This is a genomic window from Kribbella polygonati, assembly GCF_050320105.1.
In the GTDB taxonomy this organism is placed as follows: domain Bacteria; phylum Actinomycetota; class Actinomycetes; order Propionibacteriales; family Kribbellaceae; genus Kribbella.
In genome coordinates, this window is record NZ_CP190129.1 from 3,006,396 (window position 1) to 3,030,671 (window position 24,276).

Genomic DNA, 24,276 nt, shown 5'->3' on the forward strand with positions numbered 1-24,276 from the left:
TCGACGCGTAGCCAGAGGGCGCGCCGCGCCCGGTCTGGAGGAGCATCATGTCCGCATCGGTGCTGTTGATGTCGATGTCCGTCGACGGGTACGTCGCAGGCCCGAACGACCGGCCGGGCAATCCTGGCGGTGACGAGTTCATGCGGCTGCACGAGTGGTACGTGCAGCCGGACGGGTCGGTCGGCCGTCCCGACGGCGAGCCCGGGTCGATCTGGGACGCGATGCACGCGACCGGCGCGGTCGTCGTCGGTCGGCGTACGGCCGAACAGGTCGACTACTACGGTGGCGAGCACCACGGCGTACCGCTGTTCGTGGTGAGCCACGACCCGCCGGCGGTGCCCTACGAGCGGGTGCATTTCGTCCGCGACATCGAGACCGCGATGGCGCGGGCCAAGGAAGCCGCGGGTGATCGCGATGTGCTGGTGCACGGTGCGATGACGGCGCGGACCGCGCTGGCGGCCGGGGTGCTCGACGAGCTGCAGCTGAGCCAGGTGCCGGTGCTGTTCGGTGCCGGCCTGCGACTGTTCGACGTACTGCCGCACCGGATCGAACTGGAGATCGCCCGCGTGATCGACACCCCGCAGGCCACCCACATCCGCTACCGGGTCAGGTGAGAAGGGGCTCGACGGCCTTGGCCAGCTCGGCCATCCGACGGTCGATACTCCGCCCGCCGTCGGCGAGGATCAGCGCGATCGAGACCCGCTTCGCGGGGACGACGACCAGCAGGCTGGTGTGGTCGGGCATGTCGCCGCGGTGCCCGTACGCATCGCCGAGGCCGAACTGGTCGGTGAAGAGCATCGTCCCGAGGCCGTACTCGAACTCGCCGTCGGTCATCTGGCTGACCAGGTCGGGCGGGATCACCCGACCGCCATACAGTTGGTAGCCCCAACGAGCGACGGTCGGCGCGTCGGCCGCCAGCCCGCCGGGGGCCGCGGCCAGGCTGGCGAAGGCACGGCACGGCAGGTACCCGTCCGGCGCGCCACACGCCGGGTCGTCGTCGACCGCCATGGGCGGCTGCGGCTTCTCCCCGTCCTGGAACGCCGCGTGCCGCAGTCCCGCCGGCGTGGCCAGGTCGCGGCGCAGTGCCGCGGCGAGCGGCAGCCCGGTGAGCTTCTCGATCAGCATGCCGAGCAGTACGTAGCTCGGATTGCTGTAGGCGTAGGCGTTTCCGGGCTCACCGAGCTGTCCGGCGGTCACGAAGTCCAGCGACTGCGCGAGCGTCCAGTGCTTCTCCGGTGCCGCCGCGACAGCTCGGTCGAGCCGGGCCAAGTCGCCCGGCCGATAGTCCGGTACGGCGGCCGTCATCGCCAGGTGCTCCCGGACGGTCGCGTAGTTCGCGGTCAGCCGGTGCGGGACGTACCGCGACAGCGGCAGCTCCAGGTTGGGGCTGCCCTTGCTCGCGAGCAGCAGCACCTCGGCGGCGATGAACGTCTTCGTGATGCTGGCGACGGCCATGCTCGTGTCGGCGCGCAACGGCGTACCGCGGCTGTCCGTGCCGGCGGCGCCCGACCAGATCCAGTGATCGGTGACGACCGCGGCCGTGGCCCCGCGCGAACCGGACGGACTGTCCGGGAACTCGACGATCTGCTCCAGCTCGTCCTGCAGCGCCTTCGCCTTACCCGGCGCGAGGACCTGCGTCCCCGGCGCCGGAAAGGCCGCAGGCGTGTCCGGCGCGGGTACCGGTACCTCTCCCCCACCAGAGCACCCCACCAACGCAATCACCAGGAGGGCGGTCGCGCTCCACCTCATCCTCCGATGATGGCACCGTTCAGACCTGCGAGATGTAGAGCCGGTTGCCGTCGGGGTCGCGGAGGCTGAACATCGGCGGCGTACCGGGCCATTCGAGGAGCTCGTCGGTGTCGACGCCCGCGTCGAGGAAGTGCTGGTGGGCGGCCTTCGCGTCCGGGCTGCCCATCCGGATGCCGGTGTCGACGCCGGCCGGGTTGCCTTCGCTCTCCGGGACCAGGGCGACGCTCGCGGCCGATCCTGCGGGGGCGACAACGAGCCAGCGACCGCCGAACTGCGGCAGCGGTACGTCGAGCTGGACCTCGAAGCCCAGCGTCTCGGTGTAGAACGCCAACGCCCGGTCCTGGTCGCGCACGGGTACGCCGACGGTCCGGATCTCGGTGATGTGGTTCATCGTGGTTCTCCTCGTGGTGTGAAGTGCTTTCACTCAGAGGTAGAAGCCGTCCCGGGCTTTTCGACATGCAAAGAGGCCCCGGACGCCAAAATCGTCCGGGGCCTCTTCGGGAACTACTGACTACTTGGCGACGACCCGCAGTGTGAACTCGCCCTCGCCGTCACCGGTGGAGCGGGACACGATGCCCGCCGACTTCAGCGCGGCCAGGTCCTTGTTGTCGGAGATCCGCGGGCTCAGCGAACCGAGGGCGGCGAAATCGACGTACCCGATCATCACCGCGTTCTTGGTGTCCGGCACCGCCTGCTTGAAGCCGTCCGTCGAGCCGAGGTCGCCGCCCTTCAGCACCTCGTCGGCGTACTCCTTGCTCGTCGCCGCCACCAGCGTGTCGCTGTCCTTCGCGGTCTCGATCGGGATGTTCGCCGACGACCGCTCCCGCAGCAGCGTGGTCAGCTTCTGCACCACCGGCTCGGCCTTCGACGGGTCGGTCTCCATCCGGATCGCGACCTTCGGGCCGTTCGCGGTGTCCTTGTCCATCGCGACCGCGAGGTTCTTGCCGGCCAGCGTCTTCAGGTCGTCCGGCAGCTTCAGGCCGGTCTCCTGGGTGATCTGGTCGATCATCGGCTGCAGGTTCGCGCCGCCGGACTTCTGCAGCTGCTGCCAGGCGGTGTCGATCAGCGACTCGCCGCCGGAGACCGCGATCGCGCCCGCGGTGGTGTTCGGCAGCTTGCTGATCAGGTCCCCGGCGTCGGCGGACCCGGCCTTGACGCTCTTGTCGCCGTGCCCGATGACCTTCAGCTCGACGTACGACGGGTCGAACCGCAGCGCCATCGCCACCGTGGCGTCACCGAGACCGGCCAGCTGGCTGGACTCGACTTTGCCGCTCATCGACGCGAGGGCCTTCACGTCCGCCCAGCCGGACAGGAAGCCCTGCTCGCCGAGCTTGTCGGTGTCCGCCTTGTACTTCGCGTTCTTGCTCAGCGGGTTGTCCTTGGCCGTGGCCACGGCCGCGTCGACAGTCGCCTGGTCCTCGCCGAGGATCATGTAGCCGTCGGTGAACGCCCGGCCCGGCTTCTTGTCCTCGTGCGCGAGCAGCTTGTCCATGCCCTTGGTCGCGGCGTCCTGGTCCTTCACCTGGACGGCGAGCACCGGGACCGGCGAGCTCTTGCCCTCGGCCGGCGGCAGCGCGGCAATCCCGGCTCGGTCGCCCAGCCACGGCTTGATGTCCTTGTCGTAGTCGACGTCGGCGAGGTCGCTGCCGGACGACTTCTTGATCTGCTCGAACAGCTTCTGCCGCAGGTCGTCCTGCTCACCCGTGAGCCCGAGGTTGTCCTTCACCGACGGGAACTTCATCATGAACCGGATCGCGTTGACCTTCTGGCCGGCCGACGGGTTCAGGTCGATGCGGGCGTACCCGACCGCGGTGCCGGGCAGTACGTCGGCCGGCTGCTTGCCGCCGCCACCGAGCTTGCCGTAGGCGAAGATGCCGCCGCCGGCGACCACCAGCACCATCGCGAGTGCCGCGACGATCGGGATCAGCTTGCCGCGCTTCTTCTTCGGCTCCGGCTGCCACTGCTGCGGGCCGCCGTACCCCGGTCCCTGCGGCGGCTGGCCGCCGATGTGCATCTGCTCGTACGACCCCTGCGCCGACTGCCCGTACTGCGAGGCACCCTGCTGCGCGTACTGCTGGCCGTACTGCGGACCACCCGGCTGCGGACCCCCGTGCTGCGGACCCCCGTGCTGCGGCCCGCCGTACTGCTGGCCACCCTGCTGAGGAGCACCGTGCTGCGGCGCACCCTGCTGGGGCGCACCGTACTGCGGACGCTGCTGCGGGCCGCCGTACTGCTGGCCCTGCTGCGGGTAACCCTGCGGGCCCGGCTGCTGCGGACCGGGACGGCCCTGCTGCGGCGGGACGTTCTGGCCCTGCGGCGGACCGTACTGCGGCTGCTGGCCGCCGGCACCTGGGTAGTTCGGTGGCTGGTTCTGGTCGGACATATGCTCCCTCGCTGGCTCCGGTGGCCTCACCGCCGGACCTGCAAAGGTTAGTGGACCGGCGGTGCAGGTTCTGACGCACCAGGTTGCGAAGTGGTTGCAACGGGCTCCGCGCGCCAGGTCGCGGCCGCGATCACCGCGCAGATCAGCGCCGCGCCGACCAGCCACGACACCAACGGTGTCCAGGTGTGCAGCTCCAGCGGCGCGTTCACCAGGTCGCCCACGTGCGCCGCCCGCAACCGCGGGTCGAGCGGGTCGTGCCCGAGCAGCATCCCGACCCCCCAGGACACACCGGAGCCGAGACAGGCGCCGAGCGCAACGATCGCCACCGACCACGGACCGTGGTTACGCAACCACCAGAACAACGCCCCGCCGAGCACCACCGCGACCACGAACCCGATCGCCGTGAACGTCCCGTCCGGCCCGAAGATCCGCGTCATCTGCTCCTCGCCGAGCTCCCCGCCCCGGTCGTCCACCGTGTACTGCGCCAACGGCGAGAACTGCTGCCAAGCCCACCCGGCCACCACCCCGGCCACCAGGAACACCACAACCGTCACCACCACAGCCTTGGCCCACGGCATCCGCGACTCCCCCACCGCCGCCCCACCCAACGACCCGACCGACGAAGGCGCCCCGTACGGCGCAGACTGAAACGACTCCGGTTGACTCACGACGCCAGTGTGACGCATAGCCGTCAACTGGCGAGGCAGGAGGGGCCCAGGAGGGCTTTGAGGTCGGCCATCAGGGAGGAGGTGGGGGTTACGCGGAAGCGGTCGCCGATGCGCATGACGGTGGTTTTCTGGCGGGCCTGGAGGCGGAGGTGGACCTCAGTCATGCCCGGGTGGGACTGGAGGATGTCGCGGAGCGAGTCGACGACCGGTGGGGTGCAGCGGTTCACCGGCATCGTCAGGACGACCGGGCCGCTGGGGCCTTCGGTCAGGTCCGGTACGACGACCTCGTCGCCGCTCAGCTCGACCCGGTCCTCGCGGCGGCGGATCCGGCCCTTCATCAGGATGATCGCGTCGTTGCTGAGCAGATGCGCGTGCAGCTGGTACGCCGAGGAGAACATCATCACCTCGATCGAACCTTCGAGGTCCTCGATCGTGACGATCGCGTAGATGTCGCCGCGCTTGTTCACCTTCCGCTGCACGCCGGTGACCAGGCCGCCGATCGTCACCCGGCTGCCGTCCGGACGGTCCTCGTCCGCGAGCAGCTGCCCGATCGTGCAGTCCGAGCCGTTGGTGAGCACGTGCTCGACACCGAACAGCGGGTGGTCGGACACGTACAGCCCCAGCATGTCGCGCTCGTGCGCCAGCTTGGTGGCCTTGTCCCACTCCTCGATCTCCGGGACGGTGACGGTGAGCCGGCTGTTGCCCTCGCCCTCGTCCGCGTCGTCGTCGCCCATCGAGAACAGGTCGAACTGGCCGTGCGCCTCGTTCCGCTTCAGGTCGATCGCCTCGTCGACGGCCTGCTCGTGCACCGCGACGACCGCGCGCCGTGCGTGCCCCATCGAGTCGAACGAGCCGGCCTTGGACAGCGACTCGATCACGCGCTTGTTGCAGACCGGCAGCGACACCTTGTCGATGAAGTCGACGAAGTCGGTGAACCGGCCCTTCTCCTCGCGGGCCGCGACGATCTCGGCAACCACGTTCACGCCGACGTTGCGGATCGCGGACAGCCCGAAGCGGATGTCCGTGCCGACCGGGGTGAAGTTCGAGTCGGACTCGTTGACGTCCGGCGGCAGCACCTTGATGCCCATCCGGCGGCACTCGTTCAGGTAGATCGCCATCTTGTCCTTGTCGTCCTTCACGGACGTCAGGACGGCGGCCATGTACTCGGCCGGGTAGTTCGCCTTCATGTACGCGGTCCAGTACGAGACCAGCCCGTACGCCGCGGAGTGCGCCTTGTTGAACGCGTAGTCGGAGAACGGCAGCAGGATGTCCCAGAGCGCCTTGATCGACGCCTCGGAGTACCCGTTCGCCTTCATGCCCTCGGAGAAGCCGACGTACTCCGCGTCCAGCACCTCGCGCTTCTTCTTGCCCATCGCGCGGCGGAGCAGGTCCGCCTTGCCGAGCGAGTAGCCGGCCAGGCGCTGGGCGATCTCCATCACCTGCTCCTGGTACACGATCAGGCCGTAGGTGATGCCGAGCACCGGCTCGAGCGCCTCGGCCAGCTCCGGGTGCGGGTAGCTGATCTCCTGCTGGCCGTTCTTCCGGAGCGCGTAGTTCGTGTGGCTGTTCGCCCCCATCGGGCCCGGCCGGTACAGCGCCGTACTCGCGGAGATGTCCTCGAAGTTGTCCGGCTTCATCAGCCGCAGCAGCGCCCGCATCGGGCCGCCGTCGAACTGGAAGACGCCGAGCGTGTCGCCGCGGGCGAGCAGGTCGTACGTCGGCTTGTCGTCGAGGTCCTTGCTGAGCTTGTCCAGGTCGATCTGGATCCCGTGCGCGGCCTCGATGTTCTTGACCGCGTCGTCCATGATCGTCAGGTTCCGCAGGCCCAGGAAGTCCATCTTGACCAGGCCGAGCGTCTCGCAGCTCGGGTAGTCGAACTGGGTGATGACCTGGCCGTCCTGATCGCGGCGCATGATCGGGATCAGCTCGATCAGCGGCTCGCTGGACATGATCACGCCGGCCGCGTGCACGCCCCACTGGCGCTTCAGGTTCTCCAGGCCGCGGGCGGTGTCGACGATCTTGCGGACGTCCTGGTCGCCTTCGTACAGCTGGCGGAACTCACCGGCCTCGGAGTACCGCTTGTGCTGCGGGTCGAAGATCCCGGACAGCGGCACGTCCTTGCCCATCACCGCGGGCGGCATCGCCTTGGTGATCCGGTCGCCCATCGCGAACGGGTAGTCCAGCACCCGGCCGGCGTCCTTGATCGCCTGCTTGGCCTTGATGGTTCCGTACGTGACGATCATCGCGACCCGGTCGTCGCCGTACTTCTCGGTGACGTACCGGATCACCTCGGGGCGGCGGCGGTCGTCGAAGTCGATGTCGAAGTCGGGCATCGACATCCGCTCCGGATTCAGGAAGCGCTCGAAGAACAGACCGTGCAGCAGCGGGTCGAGGTCGGTGATCTTCATCGCGTACGCGCACATCGAGCCCGCACCGGAACCACGGCCCGGGCCGACCCGGATCCCGTTCGCCTTGGCCCAGTTGATGAAGTCGGCGACCACCAGGAAGTACCCGGCGTAGCCCTTCGAGACGATGACCTCGATCTCGTAGTCGGTGCGCTTGCGGACGTCGTCCGGTACGCCGCCCGGGTACCGCTGGAGCAGGCCGGTCTCGACCTCGGAGACGAACCACGACTCCTCGTTGTGGCCCTCGGGGCAGGGGAAGCGCGGCATGAACCGGCCCTCGCCCTCGGTGAAGCCGACGTCGCACTGCTCCGCGATCAGCAGCGTGTTGTCACACGCCTCCGGGAACTCCTTCCAGACCTCGCGCATCTCCGCGGCGGTCTTCACGTAGAACTCGTTCGCGTCGAACTTGAACCGGTTCGGGTCCGAGAGCGTCGAGCCGGACTGGACGCACAGCAGCGCCGCGTGCGACGTGGAGTCCTCGGGCTTGGTGTAGTGCAGGTCGTTGGTCGCGACCAGCGGCAGGTTGAGGTCCTTGGCCAGCTTCAGCAGGTCCTTCTGGATGTCCCGCTCGATGCCGAGGCCGTGGTCCATCAGCTCGCAGTAGAAGTTCTCCTTGCCGAAGATGTCGCGGAACTCCGCGGCCGCGTCGACGGCCTCCTTGTACTGCCCGAGCCGCAGCCGGGTCTGCACCTCGCCGGACGGGCAGCCGGTGGTCGCGATCAGGCCCTGGCCGTAGGTGTTCAGCAGCTCGCGGTCCATCCGGGGCTTGAAGTAATACCCCTCGAGGCTGGCCAGCGAGCTCATCTTGAACAGGTTGTGCATGCCGGAGGTGTTCTTCGCCAGCAGCGTCATGTGCGTGTACGCACCGGAGCCGGAGACGTCGTCGCGGCCCGAGTTCGCGTCGCCCCACTTGACCCGTTTGCGCTCGGTCCGGTGGGTGTGCGGCGTCAGGTACGCCTCGACGCCGATGATCGGCTTGACGTCGTACTTCTTCGCGGTCTTCCAGAACTCGTAGGCGCCGAACACGAACCCGTGGTCGGTGGTCGCGATCGCCGGCTGCCCCATCTCCTGGGCGGTCTTGAACAACTCGTCGATCCGCGCCGCGCCGTCCAGCATCGAGTACTCGGTGTGCACATGAAGATGCACGAAACTGTCGCTGGACGCCATATCGACGCAGACCTCCCAGGGCACGATTCAGGTGGACCGGTACAGCCTATGCGGGCCCTCGGACAGTTCTGAATCGGCTCACCGGCGTGGGACGCTGCCGCCCGCTATCCGGTCAGCAACCGTAGGCGGCGGGCGGGGATCGGCGCACACTCGGGACATGGCGGGCGCGGAGGGAAGTGTCGGGATCGCCGAGCTGGTGGCGACCCTGTCGTACGCCGCCGACCTGGGACTGGGCCAGCCGATGGAGCACTGCCTGCGGCAGACCGTGATCGCGCTCCGGCTGGCCGACCTGGCAGGCGCCGCCGACACCGAGCGGGAGGCGACGTACTACCTCGGTCTGCTGATGAACGCCTACTGCCATGCCGACGCCGCGGAGCAGGCCCAGTGGTTCGGCGACGACATCTCCTTCAAGGGCGACAGCTACGAGATGCTCGCGATGAACACGGTGCAGACGGCCGCGTTCATCCTGAGCCGGCTCGGAGCGCACGGCAGCGCGCTGGCCCGGGTCAAGCGGCTCGCCGCGTTCCCGGTGACCGGCAGGCGAACGATCGAGTCGTGGCTCACCACCCACGCCACGCTCAGCTCGGAGTTCGCGGCGCGGATCGGGCTCGGTCCGGCAGCCGTGGGAGCACTCGGGCAGGCCTACGAGCAGTGGGACGGGAAGGGCGTCCCGATGCGTCTGCGGGGCACGGACATCAGTCTGCCGTCGCGGTGTGTCCAGTTCGCGGGCCCGATCGAGGTGATGGCCCGGCGGCACGGCGTACCGGCGGCGACCGAGACCGCACGCAAGCACTCCGGGTCGCTCTTCGATCCCGGCCTGGCCGACCTGTTCGTCCGGCGGGCGGACGAGGTGCTGTCCGGCCTGGACACGACGGACTGGAGCACAGTCCTCGATGCCGAGCCCCGGCTGGCGCGGCGCGTGTCGGGGGCCGAGCTCGACGAGGTCCTCGAGGCGATGGCCGATCTGGTCGACCTCAAGTCGCCGTACCACGCGGGTCACTCGCGTGGCGTGGCCAACCTCGCCGCCGAAGCGACGAGGCTCGCGGGCCTTCCGGACGCGGACCGGACGCGGCTGTACCGCGCCGGCCTGCTGCACGACCTCGGGCGGCTCGGAATCTCGAACGCGATCTGGGACAAACCCGGGCCGCTCACCGCCGTCGAACGCGACCGCGTGGACCTGCATCCCTACCTGACCGGCAAGATGCTGCTCGCCATCCCGGCGATCGCACCGAGCCGGACGATCGCCGAACGCCATCACGAGCGGCTCGACGGTTCGGGCTACCCCCGTGGCCTCACGGCCGCCTCGCTGACAGCGGCCGACCGGATCCTGGCCGCCGCGGACGCCTACCACGCGATGACCGAGCCGCGCCCGCACCGGGCACCCCTGACCGCCGACCAGGCCGCCGTCCAACTCCGCTCCGAGGTACGCGCGGGACGCCTCGACCCCGACGCGTCCGAGGCGGTACTGCGAGCCGCCGGCCACCGGGCCACCGCCCGCCGGGAAGGCCCCGCCGGGCTCACCGGCCGCGAGGTGGAGGTACTCACGCTGCTCGCCCGCGGCCGGCCGAACAAGCAGATCGCCCGGGAACTCGGCGTCACGCCCAAGACCGTGTCGAACCACATCGAGCACATCTACGCGAAACTCGGCGTGAGCAGCCGCGCCGCGGCGACCCTCTTCGCGACCGGACACGGCCTTGTCGGCAGCTTCGAGCCGGATCCGGTCCGCAGGACCTAGCGTCCGGCCATCAGCGTGGCCGTCCGGGGCGAGCGGCTGGTCAGACGGAGCACCCGCCAACCGAGGAAGGCGACGGCCGCCGTGATCACGACCGCGGCCACCCGTTGCGTCAGGCCTTGCACCGTCGTACCCGTGGTCGCGCCCGTGGCTGCCAGCAGGAGGATCGTCAAGATCCCGAACGCCCGGGTCGGCCCGGCCAGTTCACGCCAGCCGGCGACGCGGCGCATGGCTCGGGACAGCACGAAGGGTGCCGCGACGGTGGCCAGCGCCGAGATCACGAACGAGATCAGGTGCGCCTTGCCGTGCCACGACCCGAACGCGTCCGACGGCGTACATCCCGCGTCGGCGGCGCGGCAGTCGAGCTGGAAGAACGCGTCGCTCATCGTGTCGAGACCCGGCAGCGACAGCGCGACCAGCCAGGCGCCGGCGACACCCGCGCGGCCCGCGGATCGCAGGCTCGGGCTCAGGACGAGGAGCGCGAAGGCGATCGTGACGAAGCCCGCGATCCCGACGGTGAGCCGGTACGCCGTCGCATGCTGTGCGGTCAGTGCGCCGAGGTCGCTGATGTCGTGCCGCGCGGCCGAGTAGCCGCGGCCTTCCGTTGCGCCGAGGACCAGCCAGCCCCCGACGAACAGCAACTGTGCGGCGATCACGCCCGCCGCGAGGCTTCTCCGTACGTCGTTCATGCCGCCAGAGTCGTCGGCTGTACCGCTGCTGTCACGAGGTGTTCGCCTCATGTGCGGCCCAGCCGGACTTCCTACGTTGTGGGGACACGAACCAACCGGAAGGGAACGACCATGACGACCCAAGAACTACCGATGCTTGCCGAGCTGAAGCAGCACGCGCGGGCGAGCTGGGCTGCCGGTGACTTCCCCGCGGTGGCGAAGATGCAGCTGTGGGAGGTCGGTGAGCGACTCGTGCGCCGTGTCGGGATCGGACGCGGCGAAGACGTGCTGGACGTCGGCTGCGGCACCGGGAACGCAGCGCTGCGGGCAGCCGCGGCCGGCGGGAAGGTCGTCGGTGTGGACCTGACGCCCGAGCTGTTCCCGGCCGGCCAGGCGCTCGCCGCGGAGGCGGGAGTCGAGGTGGAGTGGGTCGAAGGAGATGCGGAGGAGCTGCCGTGGGCGGACGAGAGCTTCGACGTGGTTCTGTCGACGTTCGGTGTGATGTTCGCGCCCCGGCACGCGGTCGCCGCTCGCGAGCTGGTCCGGGTACTACGGCCCGGCGGCCGCTTCGGCTGCACGTGCTGGACGCCTGAGGGGCTCCAGGGGGCCTTCTTCCGGATGCTCGGGAGCTACGCGCCGCCGGCCCCGCCGTTCGCCCAGCCGCCGCTGCTGTGGGGCGACGAATCGCATGTCCGCGAACTGTTCGCCGGTACCGCGGTCACCCTTGAGTTCGCCCGCGAAACCGTGCCACTCGCACCGTTCGACTCGCCGGACGAGGCCGTCGACTGGATCGCGACGCGTTTCGGGCCGTTGATGATGCTGCGCGGCATGCTCGAGCAGCGCGGCGAGTGGGACGCGCTGCGCTCGAAGCTCGCCTCGATCTACGTCAGCGGAGCGCCCGCCGAGTACCTCGTCGTCCAGGGAAGGAAGGACGAGAGCTAGCCGTCGACGAGCAGGTCCAGGGCGTGGTCGAGGTCTTCGGGGTACTCCGAGGTGAACTCGACGTACTCGCCGGTGCCGGGGTGGGTGAAGCCGAGGCGCATCGCGTGCAGCCATTGGCGGGAGAGGCCCAGGCGTTCGGCGAGGATCGGGTCGGCGCCGTACGTCAGGTCGCCGCAGCACGGATGGCCGATCGCGGACATGTGGACGCGGATCTGGTGCGTGCGGCCCGTCTCGAGGGTGATCTCCAGGAGGGTCGCGTAGCGGAACGCCTCGAGGGTCTCGTAGTGCGTGACGCTCGGCTTGCCGCCGGCCACCACGCCGAACTTGTAGTCGTGGTGCGGATGCCGGTCGATCGGCGCGTCGACCGTACCGGTGAACGGGTCGGGATGGCCCTGGACGAGCGCGTGGTAAATCTTCTTCACCGTGCGCTCCTTGAAGGCGCGCTTGAGGACGGTGTAGGCGTACTCCGTCTTCGCTACCACCATCAGGCCCGACGTACCCACGTCGAGGCGGTGGACGATGCCCTTGCGTTCGGCGGCGCCGCTGGTGGAGATGCTGAAGCCCGCGCCGGCGAGGTGGCCGATCACAGTCGGGCCGGTCCAGCCGGGCGACGGGTGCGCGGCGACGCCGACGGGTTTGTCCACCACGACGATCTCGTCGTCGTCGTACACGATCCGCAGGTTGTCGACGGTCTCCGGTACGACGGTCACCTCGGACGGCGGCGGGGGGAGTTCGACGTCGAGCAGTACGCCGGCCGCGACCCGGGAGGACTTCGGCGCCGGGGAACCGTCGACGTGGACCAGGCCGGACTCGATCAGCTCGGCGGCCTTGGTGCGGGAGACGCCGAACAGCCGCGACAGTGCCGCGTCCAGCCGCTCCCCCGCGAGACCGTCGGGCACGATGACGGTTCTAGCGCTCACTTGCGCTGCTCCCGGGTGCCGTCCAGCTTGATGCCGCGGAGGGTCTGGATCACCAGCAGTACGGCGGCCGAGGTGACGGCCATGTCCGCGACGTTGAAGATCGCCCAGTGCGGGGTCTGCAGGAAGTCGACCACATGCCCGTGGAACGGCGACGGCTCGCGGAAGATCCGGTCCAGGATGTTGCCGACGGCGCCGCCGAACAGCAGCCCGAACGCGACCGACCAGCCGGCTGAGCCGAGCTTCCGGGAGAGGTAGACCACACCGACCGCAACGGCGATCTGGACCGCGCTGATGTACGGCGTGTACCCGGCGCCGAGGCTGAACGCGGCGCCGGAGTTCCGGATCAGGTTGAACTTCAGCAGACTGCCGATCACGTTCACCGGCTCCCCCGGCGTCAGATGAGCCAACGCGAGCGCCTTCGTCAACTGGTCCAGGAACAACACCACCAACCCCACCCCACCAAACACCACAGTCCACTTCCACGACCTCCCCCCGGCCGCGGGGGTGGACGACGGAGAACCGGCCGACGGGGAGTCGGCCGGTTCGGGGGTGGCTGCGTCCTCCACCTGAGGGGACGAGGTGGGGTCGTTCAGCGGCGTTCCTGGCGTTCTTTGCATGAGATACACAGTGTCGCACGCGGGAACGCCTGCAACCGACCCTTGCCGATCGCGTTCCCGCAGTTCTCGCAGACGCCGTACGTGCCGTCGTCGATGCGGTTCAGCGCGAACTCGATCTGGTTGAGCATGTCACGGGCGTTGTTCGCCAGCGTCAGCTCGTGGTAGCGCTCGAGGGTCGTCGAGCCGACGTCGGCCTGGTCGTTGCCGGCGCCGTCGCTGCCGTCCCGGAACAGACCCACGATCTCCTGCTCGGCCTCGCGGATCTCCTCCTTGAGGTGCTCGACCTCACCCTCCAGCTCCGAGCGCAGCTCGGCGAGCTCGGCGGCGGTCCACGGATCCTCGCCCGGCTTCACCTTGAAGCTCTCGGCCGTATGTGCTGCGGACTTCGCCGGCGCCGTCGCCGGGGTCCTGTTCTCGTTGGTCTTCATGGCCACCCTCTTCGTCTGAGCTTTCTTGGCAGGGGTCTTAGCCGCTGTGCTTTTCGCCGCGGTGGCCGGTGCCGGCTTCTTCACCGCGGAGGTCTTCTTGGCCGGCGAGGTCTTCACCGGGCTTTTCCGAGCCGCTGTCTTCTGAACCGGCTCTGCCTTCTTGGCGGCACTTTTCTTGGCCGCGGCCGTGCGTTGGGGGGCGGACTTCTTCCGTGCCGATGTAGCCATGGTCAGCTACCCCCTGCCTTCGTCGGAGACTGGAGCGGACTGGTCGCAAGACAGTAGGACACGTGTCCAGCACGTGCCAGCCCGACTCGCAGACCGTGGACATAAGGTAGTCGGTTCTTCAAGTCCGCTCGATGTTCCGCACATCACAAGCGTGTTGCAGACATCACTGTCCGTAACACTTCCCAGGTCAGCCCAGTAGTCGCTCGAGCCGTTCCCGGATGTCGTTCTCCTCCCCCTCCACCTCGACCAGCTTGTCCCTGCTGGTCGCACCACGCACCAGACGCACCGCGGACCGCCGTACGCCGAACTCGGCGGCGACCGCCGTCAGGACAGCCTTCGTCGCCTGTCCCTCCACTGCACGGGCCGCCACCGCAACCACCAGCGCCGGTCCGGACGGCCCGTCGTACCGGCCGCCGACCGCTGTCCTGGAAGCCCCCGGCTTGACCCGCAGCAGAATTCTCATACCGGAATTCTTACTGCACCAGTCTTTAACGATTCGTAGTCACCTGGTACGACGCCGTACACTGACAACCGCGAACCGCAAGGCAGTGATGGGGCCATCACCCCGGAGCCGCCGGAAGAACAGTCCGTAGGGACCTATTAGAACCGGCTGCGTCTCGTAAAGGAAGTGGGTGACCGCACTCAGGGTCACCAAGGAGGGTGGTACCGCGCGGTAGCCGGCTCGGTCCGGGTGCTTCGTCCCTCGTCCAGTACAGCAGGACGTGACGAAGGACGCACAACATGGCGGCAGCGCATTCCCCTGGCACCCCCTGGCGGCAGGTCCCCGCCCAGGTCGACTTCCCCGCGCTCGAGCGGGAGGTGCTCACCCTCTGGGACGAGCACGACACCTTCGCCAAGAGCCTCGAACAGTCCGCCGGCGGTACGCCGTGGACGTTCTACGAAGGCCCACCGACCGCGAACGGCATGCCCGGCACCCACCACATCGAGGCCCGCGTCTTCAAGGACGTGTTCCCGCGCTACCGGACCATGAAGGGCTTCTGGGTCGAGCGCAAGGCCGGCTGGGACTGCCACGGCCTCCCGGTCGAGGTCGCGGTGGAGAAGGAGCTCGGCTTCAACGGCAAGCCGGACATCGAGGCGTACGGGATCGCCGAGTTCAACGCGAAGTGCCGCGAGTCGGTGCTCCGGCACGTGGACGCGTTCAACGAGCTGACGGTCCGGATGGGCTACTGGGTCGACCTCGAGCACCCGTACAAGACGATGGACCCGGAGTACGTCCAGTCGGTCTGGTGGTCGCTGAAGCAGATCCACGAGAAGGGCCTGCTGGTCGAGGACTACCGGATCACGCCGTACTGCCCGCGCTGCGGCACCGGCCTGTCGGACCACGAGCTCGCTCAGGGGTACGAGACTGTCGTCGACCCGTCGGTCTACGTCCGCTTCCCGCTGACCTCGGGCCCACTGGCCGGTCAGGCGTCGCTGCTGGTCTGGACGACGACCCCGTGGACGCTGGTGTCCAACACGGCCGTCGCCGTACACCCGGACGTCGAGTACGTCGTGGCCACCGACGGCAACGAGTCGCTGGTGGTCGCCAAGCCGCTGCTGGACCGCCTCGGCGAGGGCTGGACGGTCACCGGTGAGTACGTCGGCCGCGACATGGAGCGCTGGACCTACCAGCGGCCGTTCGAGCTGGTGCCGTTCGACGAGCCCGCGCACTACGTCGTACTGGCGGAGTACGTGACCACCGAGGACGGTACCGGTCTGGTGCACCAGTCCCCCGCGTTCGGTGCGGACGACCTCGCGGTGGGCCGCGCGTACAACCTGCCGGTGGTGAACCCGGTGGACACGACCGGCCACTTCAACACCGACGTACCGCTGGTTGGTGGTCAGTTCTTCAAGAAGGCCGACGAGGACCTGGTCGCAGACCTCAAGACCCGCGGCCTGCTGTTCAAGCACGTCCCGTACGAGCACCCGTACCCGCACTGCTGGCGCTGCCACACCCCGGTCATGTACTACGCGCTCCCGTCCTGGTACATCCGGACCACCCAGGTCAAGGACGCGCTGCTGCGTGAGAACGAGCAGACCAACTGGTACCCGGAGTCGGTCAAGTGGGGCCGGTACGGCGACTGGCTGCGGAACAACATCGACTGGGCCGTCTCCCGCTCCCGCTACTGGGGTACGCCGCTGCCGATCTGGCGCTGCGCCGAGGACCACCAGGTCTGCGTCGGCTCGCTGGCCGAACTGGGCGAGCTGGCCGGCCGCGACCTGAGCGGCACCGACCCGCACCGGCCGTACGTCGACGACATCACGTTCGACTGCCCGACCTGCGGCGCCGAGGCGCACCGGGTTCCCGAGGTGATCGACGCCTGGTACGACTCGGGCTCGATGCCGTTCGCGCAGTGGGGCTACCCGTGGGCGGAGGGCTCGCAGGAGAAGTTCGCGCAGACCTACCCGGCGGACTTCATCTCCGAGGCGATCGACCAGACCCGCGGCTGGTTCTACACGCTGATGGCGATCGGCACGCTGGTCTTCGACGAGTCATCGTACCGGAACGTGGTCTGCCTCGGGCACATCCTGGCCGAGGACGGCCGGAAGATGTCGAAGCACCTCGGCAACATCCTCGAGCCGATCCCGCTGATGGACAACCACAGCGCGGACGCCGTGCGCTGGTTCATGGCCGCCTCCGGGTCGCCGTGGAAGGCGCGCGGCATCGGGCCGAACGTGCTGAACGAGATCACCCGGAAGGTGCTGATCACCTACTGGAACACGGTCGCGTTCCACGCGCTGTACGCGCGGCTCGCCGACTGGTCGCCTGCCGACGCGCCGGCGGTGCCGGAGCGGAGCGTGCTCGACCGGTGGCTGGTCAGCGAGACGCACCGGCTGGTGCGCGACACGGACGCGGCGTACGCGGACTTCGACACGCAGCGGCTCGGTTCGCTGATCAACTCGTTCGTCGACGTGCTCTCGAACTGGTACGTCCGGCGTTCGCGCCGCCGGTTCTGGGCCGGTGACACCGGCGCGCTGGCGACGCTGCACGAGACGCTCGAGGTGCTGACCCGGGTGCTGGCGCCGCTGATGCCGTTCGTCACCGAGCGGGTCTGGCAGGACGTGTTCCGCCCGGTCACGCCCGGCCTGGCGGAGTCCGTGCACCTGACGAGCTTCCCGGCGTACGACGAGACGCTGATCGACGACGTACTGGCGCAACACATGTCGATGGCCCGCCGGGTCGTCGAGCTCGGCCGGTCGGCCCGCGCCGAGGCAAAGGTGAAGACCCGGCAGCCGCTGGCCCGGGCGCTGGTCGGATCCGCCGCGATCGCGGACCTGTCCCCCGAGTTGCTCCAGGAGATCGCCGACGAGCTGAACGTCGGCACCGTCGCGCCGCTGTCGTCGGCCGGGGCGGACCTGGTCGAGTTCGCTGCCAAGGGCAACTTCCGGGAGCTCGGCAAGCGGTTCGCCAAGCAGACCCCGGTGGTCGCGGCGGCGATCGCGGCCGCGGACGCCGGTGCGCTGGCGGCCGCGCTGAAGGCGTCCGGTACGGCGACCGTCGTGGTCGACGGCGCGGACGTCGAGGTCAGCGCCGCCGAGGTGCTGGTGTCCGAGCGGCCGAAGGAAGGCTGGTCGGTGGTCAACGAGCAGGGCGAGACCGTTGCCCTCGACCTCGAGGTGACACCGGAGCTGAAGCGGGCCGGCCTGGCGCGTGAGGTGGTCCGCACGCTGCAGGAGGCCCGGAAGAACGCCGGGCTCGAGGTGTCGGACCGGATCAAGGTCTGGCTGACCTCGACCGACGCCGAACTGTCCGATGCCCTCGGCAAGCACGCCGACGAGATCGCCCGCGAGGTCCTCGCCGTCGAGCTGAACCAGTCGGCACCGTCGGAGTCCGACGCTGCCACCGGCACCGAAGAGAACCTGCAACTCACCTACTGGCTGACCAAGGCCTGACCGGCTGTCACTGCGGTGGGACCGTCAGTCAAACGGGTCCCGACATGCAGAAGAGGCGGTGCCGCCGGATAGCACCGCCTCTTCTCAGGAACTACTCAGACGCCGTGGCCGCCGTGGGCCTGGGCGCGGGCCTCGGGACGGAAACCGTTCCGCGGGCTCAGCGTGTCGTCGCCGTTGCCGAGCGCCTTGAGCTGCTCGGTGAAGTAGGTCTTCAGGCGGCTGCGGTACTCCCGCTCGTACGCGTGCAGGTCGTCGATGGTGCGCTCGAGCTGGCCCTTCTGCTTCTCCAGGGTGCCGAGCATCTGCGCGCGCCGCTCGGCGATCTCGCCGTCGAGCTTCTCGGCGCGGGCGCGGGCCTCACCGGTCATCCGGTCGGCCTTGCCGCGTGCCTCGTTCTCCAGCCGCTCCGCCTTGGCGCGGGCCTCGCCGATGATCTTGTCGGCGGTGTCCTTCGCCTCCTGGACCAGGTCGTCGGAGTGCTTGGTGGCCATCTCCAGCAGCCGCACGGCGGAGCTGGACGCGTCACCGACCGTGCCGGCCGCCGCGGCCGCCCCGGGAGCAGGTGCCACCACCGGCGGCTTCTCCTCGGGCTTCTCGACCACGACCGGGGGCTTCGGCTGCTGCACGACGGGCGGCAGCGCGGCGGTCTGGTCGACCGGCCGCTGCTGGTCCGCGCCTGCGCGCTGGGCCGCCGCGAGCTTGGCCCGCAGCTCCTCGTTCTCGGCGAGAAGTCGCTCGAGCTCGGCTTCCACCTCGTCGAGGAAGGAGTCGACCTCTGTGACGTCGTAGCCCTCCCGTAGTCGGACGGGCGTGAACTGCTTCGAGCGGACGTCATCCGGCGTCAGCGGCATCTTTCACCTCGTTTGTCTGTGTCTTGGCGGAGTCCCCGTGGTCTCGCCTTGGCGACTCAGTAGATCACGTTATCGCTTCGTTGTCTTAGAACGGAATCCGGGCTCTATCTACCCACTCCTCGCGGTCTCACCCTTACAACGATCGAAGGGCCGTGGAGTTGATGGCCATCGCCACCGAGACGATCACGAACAGCATCAACGCGGACAGATCGATCCGCACACCACCCGCCCCGATCGGCGGCAGGATCCGCCGCAACGGCTTCAGGAACGGGTCCGTGATCGAGTAGATCAGCTCGAACAGCAGCAGCAGCGGGCCCTTCGGGTGCCACTGCGGCGCGAACATCACGATCAGCCCGAGGACGAACCGCGCCACCAGCACCAGGAAGAAGGCGAGCAGCACCCAGTACAGAACGATGAGGACGAGCGCTAGAGCATTCATGTCGACAACGAGTGTAGAAGACGCCGGAAGTGGGATCGCGAACCAGAGCCTCAGCTCTGGTTGTAGAACCCGTCCGCGGCGATCTTCTCCTTCTCCTCGGCGGCGACCGTGACGTTCGGCGGGCAGACCAGGAACACCTTGGTGGTGATCCGCTCGATCGAGCCCCGGCAGCAGAAGATCAGCCCGGCGGCGAAGTCCACGAGCCGCTTCGCGTCGGAGTGATCCATCTCGGTCAGGTTCATGATGACGGGCGTGCCGTCGCGGAAGTGCTCACCGATGACGCGCGCCTCGTTGTAGCTGCGCGGGTGCACGGTGGTGATGCGGGCCAACTCGGTTACCTCCGGGGACGGCGCGACCCCGCGCCGGTCTGGGAACTTGCTGACCGTGGCACCGCTCGGCTCCGGTCGCTCCTCGCGGTGCTCCCGGGTCTCGCGGCTCTCCCGGCCGGCAGCCACCGGCACGGTTTCCTGGGAGTCCCCGTCGACTGCCTCGTCGAACTCTTCGTCGAACTCGTCGTCGTACGTGTCGTCATAACGGGCGTTGTAGCGCTCCCCGTCCTCGACCAAGCCGAGGTACACACCCATCTTGCGCAGTGCGCCGCTCATGGCCCCTCAGCACCTCGATCCGGTTCGACGACAACAGTGAGCAGGAAGCGAAACCCGCTCGATGTCGACACTAACCCAGTGGAGACCGCGTACCGAGTAATGCGCGCCCGAGCCGAACGTGTGTCGCACCCTGCTTGATCGCGGCCTCCAGATCACCGGTCATCCCGGCCGATATCCAGTCCGCACCGGGATGTTCGGAGCGTAGCCGCAACGCTACGTCGCGCAGTCCCGCAAAGGCTTTTTCAGGTTCCGCACCGAGCGGCGCGACGGCCATCACACCACCGAGCTCGAGCCCCTCGGCCGTGGCGATCGCCGCGGCGAGTTCCGGTACGTCGGCGGGCGCGACCCCGCCCCGGCTCGCTCCGGTCGCCGCGTCCGCGGACCCGTACGCCGCCAGGCTCACCTGGATCAGGCACCGCACCGGCTTCTGCTCGGCGACCGAGGCCTTCGACAGCGCGTCGACGAGCGACGACCGGTCGACCGAGTGCACGACCGACGCGTACCGCACCACCGAGCGTGACTTCTTCGACTGCAACTGCCCAACGAAGTGCCAGACCAGGTCCGGGCAGTCCGGCGCCTTCTCCTTCAGCTCCTGCTCGCGGTTCTCCCCGGCGTCGGTGACCCCGAGGTCCGCCAGCGCCCGTACGTCGCTGACTGGGAAGGTTTTGGTGATCGCGACGAGGGTCACCTCGTCCCGGGCCCTCCCGGCCGCCTGACAGGCCTTCTCGATCCGCTCCTGCACCTGCTCCAGGTTCGCCCGGAGCTCGTCGGCGCGGCTCACGCCGAGGCCAGCCTGATCAGGCCCGCCATCCGGCCACTCTCCGGACCTTCCCGGCGGTACGAGTACAGACTCTCGGACTCGATCGTGCAGGCGGTCGCGTCGACCACGTCGACGTCGAGCTCGGCCAGCTGCGCCCGGACGCCGGCCGCGACGTCGAGCGCCGGCGTCCCCCAGCTCGTCTCGGAGTACGACGCCGGCACCTGCGCGGCAACCTCGGCCCGCATCTCCTCGGGTACTTCGTAACACCGGCCGCAGGCGTACGGCCCGAGCACGGCGGTGATCCGGCCGGCGCCGAGCTCACGCATCGCGTCCACGGTCGCCGGGACGATGCCGACGTACATGCCCTTGCGGCCGGAGTGCGCGGCGCCGATCACGCCGTCGGCAGACAGCAGCACCGGCAGGCAGTCGGCGGCGCGGACCGCGAGGACGACGTCGGTGCGGGTGGTGACCAGGCCGTCCGCCTTCGGGGACGGGCTCAGCGGCAGCTCGTCCTCCGCACGGACGACGTGGACGTCGCGGCCGTGCACCTGATGGAGGACGACGACCTTCTCGACGGGTACGCCGAACTCGGTCGCGACCTGCCGGAAGTTCGCCCGTACGCCGTCGACGTCCGGGCCGGCCGCGGTGCCGAGGTTGAACTCGCCGTACGGCGGTTTGCTGGCGCCGCCGTACCGATCGGTGAACGCGACCCGGGCGGCGGAGAGAACCTCGTCGTAGCCGAACACGAGTGAAGATTACCCAGCCGCGACCCCGACGGCGTGCTCGGCCGCGCGGCGGTACGCCTCGTCGAACGCCCGCTCGGCCGGGACCTCGACGTCAGGAGCGACGCCCGTACCTTCCCAGTTCGTCCCGGAGACCTGGTTGACCGAGCGCGCCACCGGCACCGAGGCCTCGAGTTGTTCGTGCAGCTTGAAGCCGCGGCGCGGGTGCGCACCCCCGGCGGTCCGCTCCCCGACGACGACCCCGCGCTTGAACTGCTGCAGGTTGTACGCCAGTTCCTCACCGCCCGAGAACGTCGATGCACTGGTCAGCACCCAGATCGGCTTGCTGCCGTCGTACCGCGGACCCGGGACGTACGCCGGTGTCCAGAACTGGCGCGTCGTACCGTCGGCCCGCGTGACCAGGTCCTGCAGGTGGATCGGCTCGGCGGAGTCGAACAGGTAGCCGCAGACGAACGCGACCTGGTCGGGCGATCCGCCGAGGCAACGGCGCAGGTCGAGGATCAGCGCGTCGGTCGACGCCAGCAGCGACAGCGCGGCCGTGACCGCGGTGGCGGCGTGCTCGGGCGGATACAGCAGCGGCCGGATCTCGAGCAGTCCGATATTGCCGTCGAGCCGTTCGACGCGGGCCATGCCGCCGGCGTCGAGGGCGGCCCGGCGGCGCCAGTGCGCCTCCTCCGCCACCGGGTCGGTCTCGTCCGGCAGCCCGTCGCGACGGAACACGAGCCGCAGGTGCTTGTCGCGATTGCCCTGCTGGAGGTCGGCGGTGACGCGTTCGGCGAGTGCTTCCGGGGTGCGGAGTTCGTCGTACGCGCCGTCGCCGACCGCTGCCGCGAGCCGGGCCGCAACCTCGGTGCCGACCTCCGGGAAGACGTAGTGCTCGCCGACCAACGCACCCAGGCGGCCGAGGACGGACCTGATCTCTTCGGTTTCCATAGCAGGAGTAGAGCATCCGGATTGACAAAGCGTCAAGAAATCTCGACGCTTGATTCATGGCGGAGATCATCGATCACCTGGAGGTGTCGAGCGCCGCGCAGTTCAAGGCGCTCGGACATCCGTTGCGGCATCGGCTGCTGTTCGCGCTCGGGCAGGAGGCGGCGACGATCAGTCAGCTCGCGGCCGCGCTCGGGACGGCGAAGGGCAACGTGGCGCATCATCTGGGGGTGCTGCGCGATGCCGGGATGGTGCACGTGGCGGAGACCCGGCAGGTGCGGGGCGGGACCGAGCAGTACTACCGGCGGTCCGTGCGGCGGTTCGGGTTCACCGGTGAGGGCGCGCGGGCGAACAACACCGTCGCGCTGCAGGCGGTCGCGGCCGACCTGGAGACGGCCGACGGCGACCCGCTGTTCACGGTGCGGAACCTGCGATTGACGGCAGCCCAGGCCGAAGAACTCGGCGCGACCCTGAGCGAACTGGTCGACGGGTTAGGCGACGCCGGACCGGACGAGGCGCGGTACGGCGTCGTGGTGTCGGTGTACCGGCCGCGCCAGGCGTGAGCCCGGTTACTTGAGGAAGTCGGGGATGTCGAGGTCTTCCTCGGGCTCCTGCTTCTTCGGCTTCGGGGTCTGCGGGCTGTGCGGCGTGACGCCGCCCGTCGCGCTGCTCGGGCCGTTGGTCGGCCAGGAGTGCTGGGTCGACGGGGAGGCCGGGGTGTGCGGGGCGTTCCCGGACTGGACTGTGCGTACTCCGTCGCCTGCTTGCGGGCGGGCGGAGTTCGTCGTACCGGTGCGGGGCTCCGTCGGGGCCGGGACCGGGACGGTGTCGTCGGTCTGCGGGGTGGCCGAAGGTGCCGCCTGCGGCTGACCGGACTGCTGGCCCGGGACTGCTTGGTGGGAGGTCGCGCCCAGAGTGGAGTTGGCAGCCTGGTCGAAGCCGCCCTGACCAGCACCCGCCTGACCAGCACCCGCCTGACCAGCACCGGCCTGGCCTGCGCCCGGCCCGAAGCCGCCCTGACCCGCGCCAGGCTGGCCGAAGCCGCCCTGGTTGGCGGGTGGGGGTGGGGTCTGGGTCGGGTTGGAGACCGTCATCGGCTGCGAGTAGTTCTGGGTGGCCGGGCGGGAGGACTGCGGCCGGGCCTGGTTCATGGCCTGCTCGCGGCGCTTCGGCATGCCGCCGTCGAAGCCGGCCGCGATCACCGTGACCCGGACCTCGTCGCCGAGCGCGTCGTCGATCACCGCGCCGAAGATGATGTTCGCGTCCGAGTGCGCCGACTCCGACACCAGCTGCGCGGCCTCGTTGATCTCGAACAGCCCGAGGTCGGAGCCACCCGCGATCGACAGCAGCACGCCGTGCGCGCCCTCGATGCTTGCCTCCAGCAACGGAGACGAGATGGCCGCCTCGGCGGCCGCGACCGCGCGGTCCTCGCCGCGGGACGAGCCGATGCCCATCAGCGCGGAGCCGGCGTTCGACATGACCGCCTTGACGTCCGCGAAGTCCACGTTGATCAGACCCGGGGTGGTGATCAGGTCGGTGATGCCGGAGACGCCCTGCAGCAGCACCTGGTCGGCCTGCTTGAACGCGTCCAGCACGGACACGGCCCGGTCGGAGATCGTCAGCAGCCGGTCGTTCGGGATCACGATCAGCGTGTCGACCTCCTCGCGGAGGGTGCTGATGCCGTCCTCGGCCTGGGTCGCGCGGCGCTTGCCCTCGAAGGAGAACGGCCGGGTCACCACACCGATGGTCAGCGCGCCCAGCGACCGGGCGATCCGCGCCACCACGGGCGCGCCGCCGGTGCCGGTGCCGCCGCCCTCGCCGGCCGTGACGAAGACCATGTCGGCGCCCTTGAGCGCCTCCTCGATCTCCTCGGCGTGGTCCTCCGCGGCCTTCTGCCCGATCGCCGGGTTCGCCCCGGCGCCGAGGCCGCGGGTCTCCTCCCGGCCGATGTCGAGCTTGACGTCCGCGTCGCTCATCAGCAACGCCTGGGCGTCGGTGTTGATGGCGATGAACTCAACGCCCTTCAGACCGTGCTCGATCATCCGGTTGACGGCGTTCACGCCGCCTCCGCCGATGCCGACGACCTTGATGAGTGCCAGGTAGTTCTGCGGTGCCGCCACGTCCGCGCCTCTCGCCTCGTTCGTTTC

General features: G+C 69.3%; 21 protein-coding genes and 1 pseudogene. 5 read left to right on the forward strand and 17 right to left on the reverse strand.

Features of this window, described 5'->3' with window-relative positions:
- Positions 1 to 47 precede the first annotated feature (47 nt).
- A complete protein-coding gene (locus ACQHIV_RS14380; protein ID WP_427894507.1) occupies positions 48 to 614 on the forward strand; it encodes a dihydrofolate reductase family protein in 567 nt (188 codons plus the stop codon).
- Here ACQHIV_RS14380 and ACQHIV_RS14385 read toward each other — a convergent pair.
- The 5 genes from ACQHIV_RS14385 to dnaE all read right to left on the reverse strand — a co-directional run bounded on the left by ACQHIV_RS14385 (position 607) and on the right by dnaE (position 8,372).
- Positions 607 to 1,749 carry a serine hydrolase domain-containing protein gene (locus ACQHIV_RS14385; RefSeq protein ID WP_427894509.1) on the reverse strand — a complete coding sequence of 381 codons (1,143 nt, stop codon included), beginning with the start codon at positions 1,747 to 1,749 and terminating at the stop codon, positions 607 to 609. The two genes, ACQHIV_RS14380 and ACQHIV_RS14385, sit on opposite strands and share 8 nt — an antisense overlap.
- Positions 1,750 to 1,768: 19 nt before the next feature.
- Positions 1,769 to 2,140, reverse strand: coding sequence for a VOC family protein (locus ACQHIV_RS14390; protein WP_427894511.1), 372 nt, complete (start codon positions 2,138 to 2,140; stop codon positions 1,769 to 1,771).
- Positions 2,141 to 2,260: 120 nt separating this feature from the next.
- Positions 2,261 to 4,132 (reverse strand): DUF3352 domain-containing protein, encoded by a 1,872-nt coding sequence (locus ACQHIV_RS14395; protein ID WP_427894513.1) that lies wholly within the window; start codon positions 4,130 to 4,132, stop codon positions 2,261 to 2,263.
- A gap of 47 nt (positions 4,133 to 4,179) precedes the next feature.
- The gene (locus tag ACQHIV_RS14400) at positions 4,180 to 4,800 is read right to left on the reverse strand and encodes a hypothetical protein (RefSeq protein ID WP_427894515.1); all 621 of its coding nucleotides are present in this window, start codon (positions 4,798 to 4,800) and stop codon (positions 4,180 to 4,182) included.
- 23 nt (positions 4,801 to 4,823) lie between these two features.
- Complete coding sequence (gene dnaE, locus ACQHIV_RS14405) at positions 4,824 to 8,372, reverse strand: DNA polymerase III subunit alpha (RefSeq protein WP_427894517.1); 3,549 nt, start codon at positions 8,370 to 8,372, stop codon at positions 4,824 to 4,826.
- Positions 8,373 to 8,529: 157 nt separating this feature from the next.
- Between dnaE and ACQHIV_RS14410 the strand changes: the two genes are divergently transcribed.
- Positions 8,530 to 10,107 carry an HD domain-containing phosphohydrolase gene (locus ACQHIV_RS14410; RefSeq protein WP_427894518.1) on the forward strand — a complete coding sequence of 526 codons (1,578 nt, stop codon included), beginning with the start codon at positions 8,530 to 8,532 and terminating at the stop codon, positions 10,105 to 10,107.
- On the opposite strand, the gene ACQHIV_RS14415 is transcribed toward ACQHIV_RS14410, so the two are convergent.
- Positions 10,104 to 10,793 (reverse strand): DUF998 domain-containing protein, encoded by a 690-nt coding sequence (locus ACQHIV_RS14415; RefSeq protein ID WP_427894520.1) that lies wholly within the window; start codon positions 10,791 to 10,793, stop codon positions 10,104 to 10,106. The genes ACQHIV_RS14410 and ACQHIV_RS14415 overlap by 4 nt on opposite strands.
- Positions 10,794 to 10,904: 111 nt before the next feature.
- Here ACQHIV_RS14415 and ACQHIV_RS14420 point away from each other — a divergent pair, with 111 nt between their 5' ends.
- The gene (locus tag ACQHIV_RS14420) at positions 10,905 to 11,714 is read left to right on the forward strand and encodes a class I SAM-dependent methyltransferase (protein ID WP_427894522.1); all 810 of its coding nucleotides are present in this window, start codon (positions 10,905 to 10,907) and stop codon (positions 11,712 to 11,714) included.
- On the opposite strand, the gene ACQHIV_RS14425 is transcribed toward ACQHIV_RS14420, so the two are convergent.
- The 4 genes from ACQHIV_RS14425 to ACQHIV_RS14440 form a co-directional block, all read right to left on the reverse strand.
- Positions 11,711 to 12,634 (reverse strand): RluA family pseudouridine synthase, encoded by a 924-nt coding sequence (locus ACQHIV_RS14425; RefSeq protein WP_427894523.1) that lies wholly within the window; start codon positions 12,632 to 12,634, stop codon positions 11,711 to 11,713. The genes ACQHIV_RS14420 and ACQHIV_RS14425 overlap by 4 nt on opposite strands.
- Entirely contained in the window at positions 12,631 to 13,200 is a 570-nt protein-coding gene (gene lspA, locus ACQHIV_RS14430) for a signal peptidase II (RefSeq protein WP_427896486.1), read from the reverse strand. Before lspA ends, ACQHIV_RS14425 begins: the two co-directional genes overlap by 4 nt.
- Positions 13,201 to 13,223: 23 nt before the next feature.
- Positions 13,224 to 13,679: a TraR/DksA family transcriptional regulator gene (locus ACQHIV_RS14435; protein WP_427894525.1), complete on the reverse strand. Its 456-nt coding sequence runs from the start codon at positions 13,677 to 13,679 to the stop codon at positions 13,224 to 13,226.
- A 415-nt stretch (positions 13,680 to 14,094) separates the two neighbouring features.
- Complete coding sequence (locus tag ACQHIV_RS14440; RefSeq protein ID WP_427894526.1) at positions 14,095 to 14,370, reverse strand: DUF167 domain-containing protein; 276 nt, start codon at positions 14,368 to 14,370, stop codon at positions 14,095 to 14,097.
- Between the two features lie 278 nt (positions 14,371 to 14,648).
- Between ACQHIV_RS14440 and ileS the strand changes: the two genes are divergently transcribed.
- Positions 14,649 to 17,801 (forward strand): isoleucine--tRNA ligase, encoded by a 3,153-nt coding sequence (ileS, locus tag ACQHIV_RS14445; RefSeq protein ID WP_427894528.1) that lies wholly within the window; start codon positions 14,649 to 14,651, stop codon positions 17,799 to 17,801.
- Positions 17,802 to 17,896: 95 nt separating this feature from the next.
- Here the strand turns inward: ileS and ACQHIV_RS14450 are convergent, their stop codons facing one another.
- The 6 genes from ACQHIV_RS14450 to ACQHIV_RS14475 all read right to left on the reverse strand — a co-directional run bounded on the left by ACQHIV_RS14450 (position 17,897) and on the right by ACQHIV_RS14475 (position 22,132).
- The gene (locus ACQHIV_RS14450; protein WP_209699510.1) at positions 17,897 to 18,652 is read right to left on the reverse strand and encodes a DivIVA domain-containing protein; all 756 of its coding nucleotides are present in this window, start codon (positions 18,650 to 18,652) and stop codon (positions 17,897 to 17,899) included.
- 133 nt (positions 18,653 to 18,785) lie between these two features.
- Entirely contained in the window at positions 18,786 to 19,091 is a 306-nt protein-coding gene (locus ACQHIV_RS14455; RefSeq protein WP_427894530.1) for a YggT family protein, read from the reverse strand.
- Between the two features lie 50 nt (positions 19,092 to 19,141).
- Positions 19,142 to 19,696, reverse strand: coding sequence for a cell division protein SepF (locus tag ACQHIV_RS14460; protein WP_427894532.1), 555 nt, complete (start codon positions 19,694 to 19,696; stop codon positions 19,142 to 19,144).
- Between the two features lie 70 nt (positions 19,697 to 19,766).
- Positions 19,767 to 20,477, reverse strand: a complete 711-nt coding sequence (locus ACQHIV_RS14465) for a YggS family pyridoxal phosphate-dependent enzyme (RefSeq protein WP_427894534.1) — start codon at positions 20,475 to 20,477, stop codon at positions 19,767 to 19,769.
- Positions 20,474 to 21,202: a peptidoglycan editing factor PgeF gene (gene pgeF / locus ACQHIV_RS14470; protein WP_427894536.1), complete on the reverse strand. Its 729-nt coding sequence runs from the start codon at positions 21,200 to 21,202 to the stop codon at positions 20,474 to 20,476. The genes ACQHIV_RS14465 and pgeF overlap by 4 nt, the downstream gene beginning before the upstream one ends.
- A gap of 9 nt (positions 21,203 to 21,211) precedes the next feature.
- Positions 21,212 to 22,132, reverse strand: a complete 921-nt coding sequence (locus tag ACQHIV_RS14475; RefSeq protein WP_427894538.1) for a S41 family peptidase — start codon at positions 22,130 to 22,132, stop codon at positions 21,212 to 21,214.
- A 56-nt stretch (positions 22,133 to 22,188) separates the two neighbouring features.
- Between ACQHIV_RS14475 and ACQHIV_RS14480 the strand changes: the two genes are divergently transcribed.
- Positions 22,189 to 22,692 carry an ArsR/SmtB family transcription factor gene (locus ACQHIV_RS14480; RefSeq protein ID WP_427894540.1) on the forward strand — a complete coding sequence of 168 codons (504 nt, stop codon included), beginning with the start codon at positions 22,189 to 22,191 and terminating at the stop codon, positions 22,690 to 22,692.
- A 537-nt stretch (positions 22,693 to 23,229) separates the two neighbouring features.
- Here the strand turns inward: ACQHIV_RS14480 and ftsZ are convergent.
- Positions 23,230 to 24,249, reverse strand: a pseudogene (gene ftsZ, locus ACQHIV_RS14485) (cell division protein FtsZ); the annotation flags it as partial.
- Positions 24,250 to 24,276 lie beyond the last annotated feature (27 nt).

What these genes read in the sequence shown, in the direction of transcription:
- ACQHIV_RS14380 (WP_427894507.1), top strand. Translation starts at nt 48, where the DNA reads ATGTCCGCATCGGTGCTGTTGATGTCGATGTCCGTCGACGGGTACGTC.
- ACQHIV_RS14385 (WP_427894509.1), bottom strand. Translation starts at nt 1,749, where the DNA reads ATGAGGTGGAGCGCGACCGCCCTCCTGGTGATTGCGTTGGTGGGGTGC.
- ACQHIV_RS14390 (WP_427894511.1), bottom strand. Translation starts at nt 2,140, where the DNA reads ATGAACCACATCACCGAGATCCGGACCGTCGGCGTACCCGTGCGCGAC.
- ACQHIV_RS14395 (WP_427894513.1), bottom strand. Translation starts at nt 4,132, where the DNA reads ATGTCCGACCAGAACCAGCCACCGAACTACCCAGGTGCCGGCGGCCAG.
- dnaE (WP_427894517.1), bottom strand. Translation starts at nt 8,372, where the DNA reads ATGGCGTCCAGCGACAGTTTCGTGCATCTTCATGTGCACACCGAGTAC.
- ACQHIV_RS14410 (WP_427894518.1), top strand. Translation starts at nt 8,530, where the DNA reads ATGGCGGGCGCGGAGGGAAGTGTCGGGATCGCCGAGCTGGTGGCGACC.
- ACQHIV_RS14415 (WP_427894520.1), bottom strand. Translation starts at nt 10,793, where the DNA reads ATGAACGACGTACGGAGAAGCCTCGCGGCGGGCGTGATCGCCGCACAG.
- ACQHIV_RS14420 (WP_427894522.1), top strand. Translation starts at nt 10,905, where the DNA reads ATGACGACCCAAGAACTACCGATGCTTGCCGAGCTGAAGCAGCACGCG.
- ACQHIV_RS14435 (WP_427894525.1), bottom strand. Translation starts at nt 13,679, where the DNA reads ATGAAGACCAACGAGAACAGGACCCCGGCGACGGCGCCGGCGAAGTCC.
- ACQHIV_RS14440 (WP_427894526.1), bottom strand. Translation starts at nt 14,370, where the DNA reads ATGAGAATTCTGCTGCGGGTCAAGCCGGGGGCTTCCAGGACAGCGGTC.
- ileS (WP_427894528.1), top strand. Translation starts at nt 14,649, where the DNA reads ATGGCGGCAGCGCATTCCCCTGGCACCCCCTGGCGGCAGGTCCCCGCC.
- ACQHIV_RS14450 (WP_209699510.1), bottom strand. Translation starts at nt 18,652, where the DNA reads ATGCCGCTGACGCCGGATGACGTCCGCTCGAAGCAGTTCACGCCCGTC.
- ACQHIV_RS14455 (WP_427894530.1), bottom strand. Translation starts at nt 19,091, where the DNA reads ATGAATGCTCTAGCGCTCGTCCTCATCGTTCTGTACTGGGTGCTGCTC.
- ACQHIV_RS14460 (WP_427894532.1), bottom strand. Translation starts at nt 19,696, where the DNA reads ATGAGCGGCGCACTGCGCAAGATGGGTGTGTACCTCGGCTTGGTCGAG.
- ACQHIV_RS14475 (WP_427894538.1), bottom strand. Translation starts at nt 22,132, where the DNA reads ATGGAAACCGAAGAGATCAGGTCCGTCCTCGGCCGCCTGGGTGCGTTG.
- ACQHIV_RS14480 (WP_427894540.1), top strand. Translation starts at nt 22,189, where the DNA reads ATGGCGGAGATCATCGATCACCTGGAGGTGTCGAGCGCCGCGCAGTTC.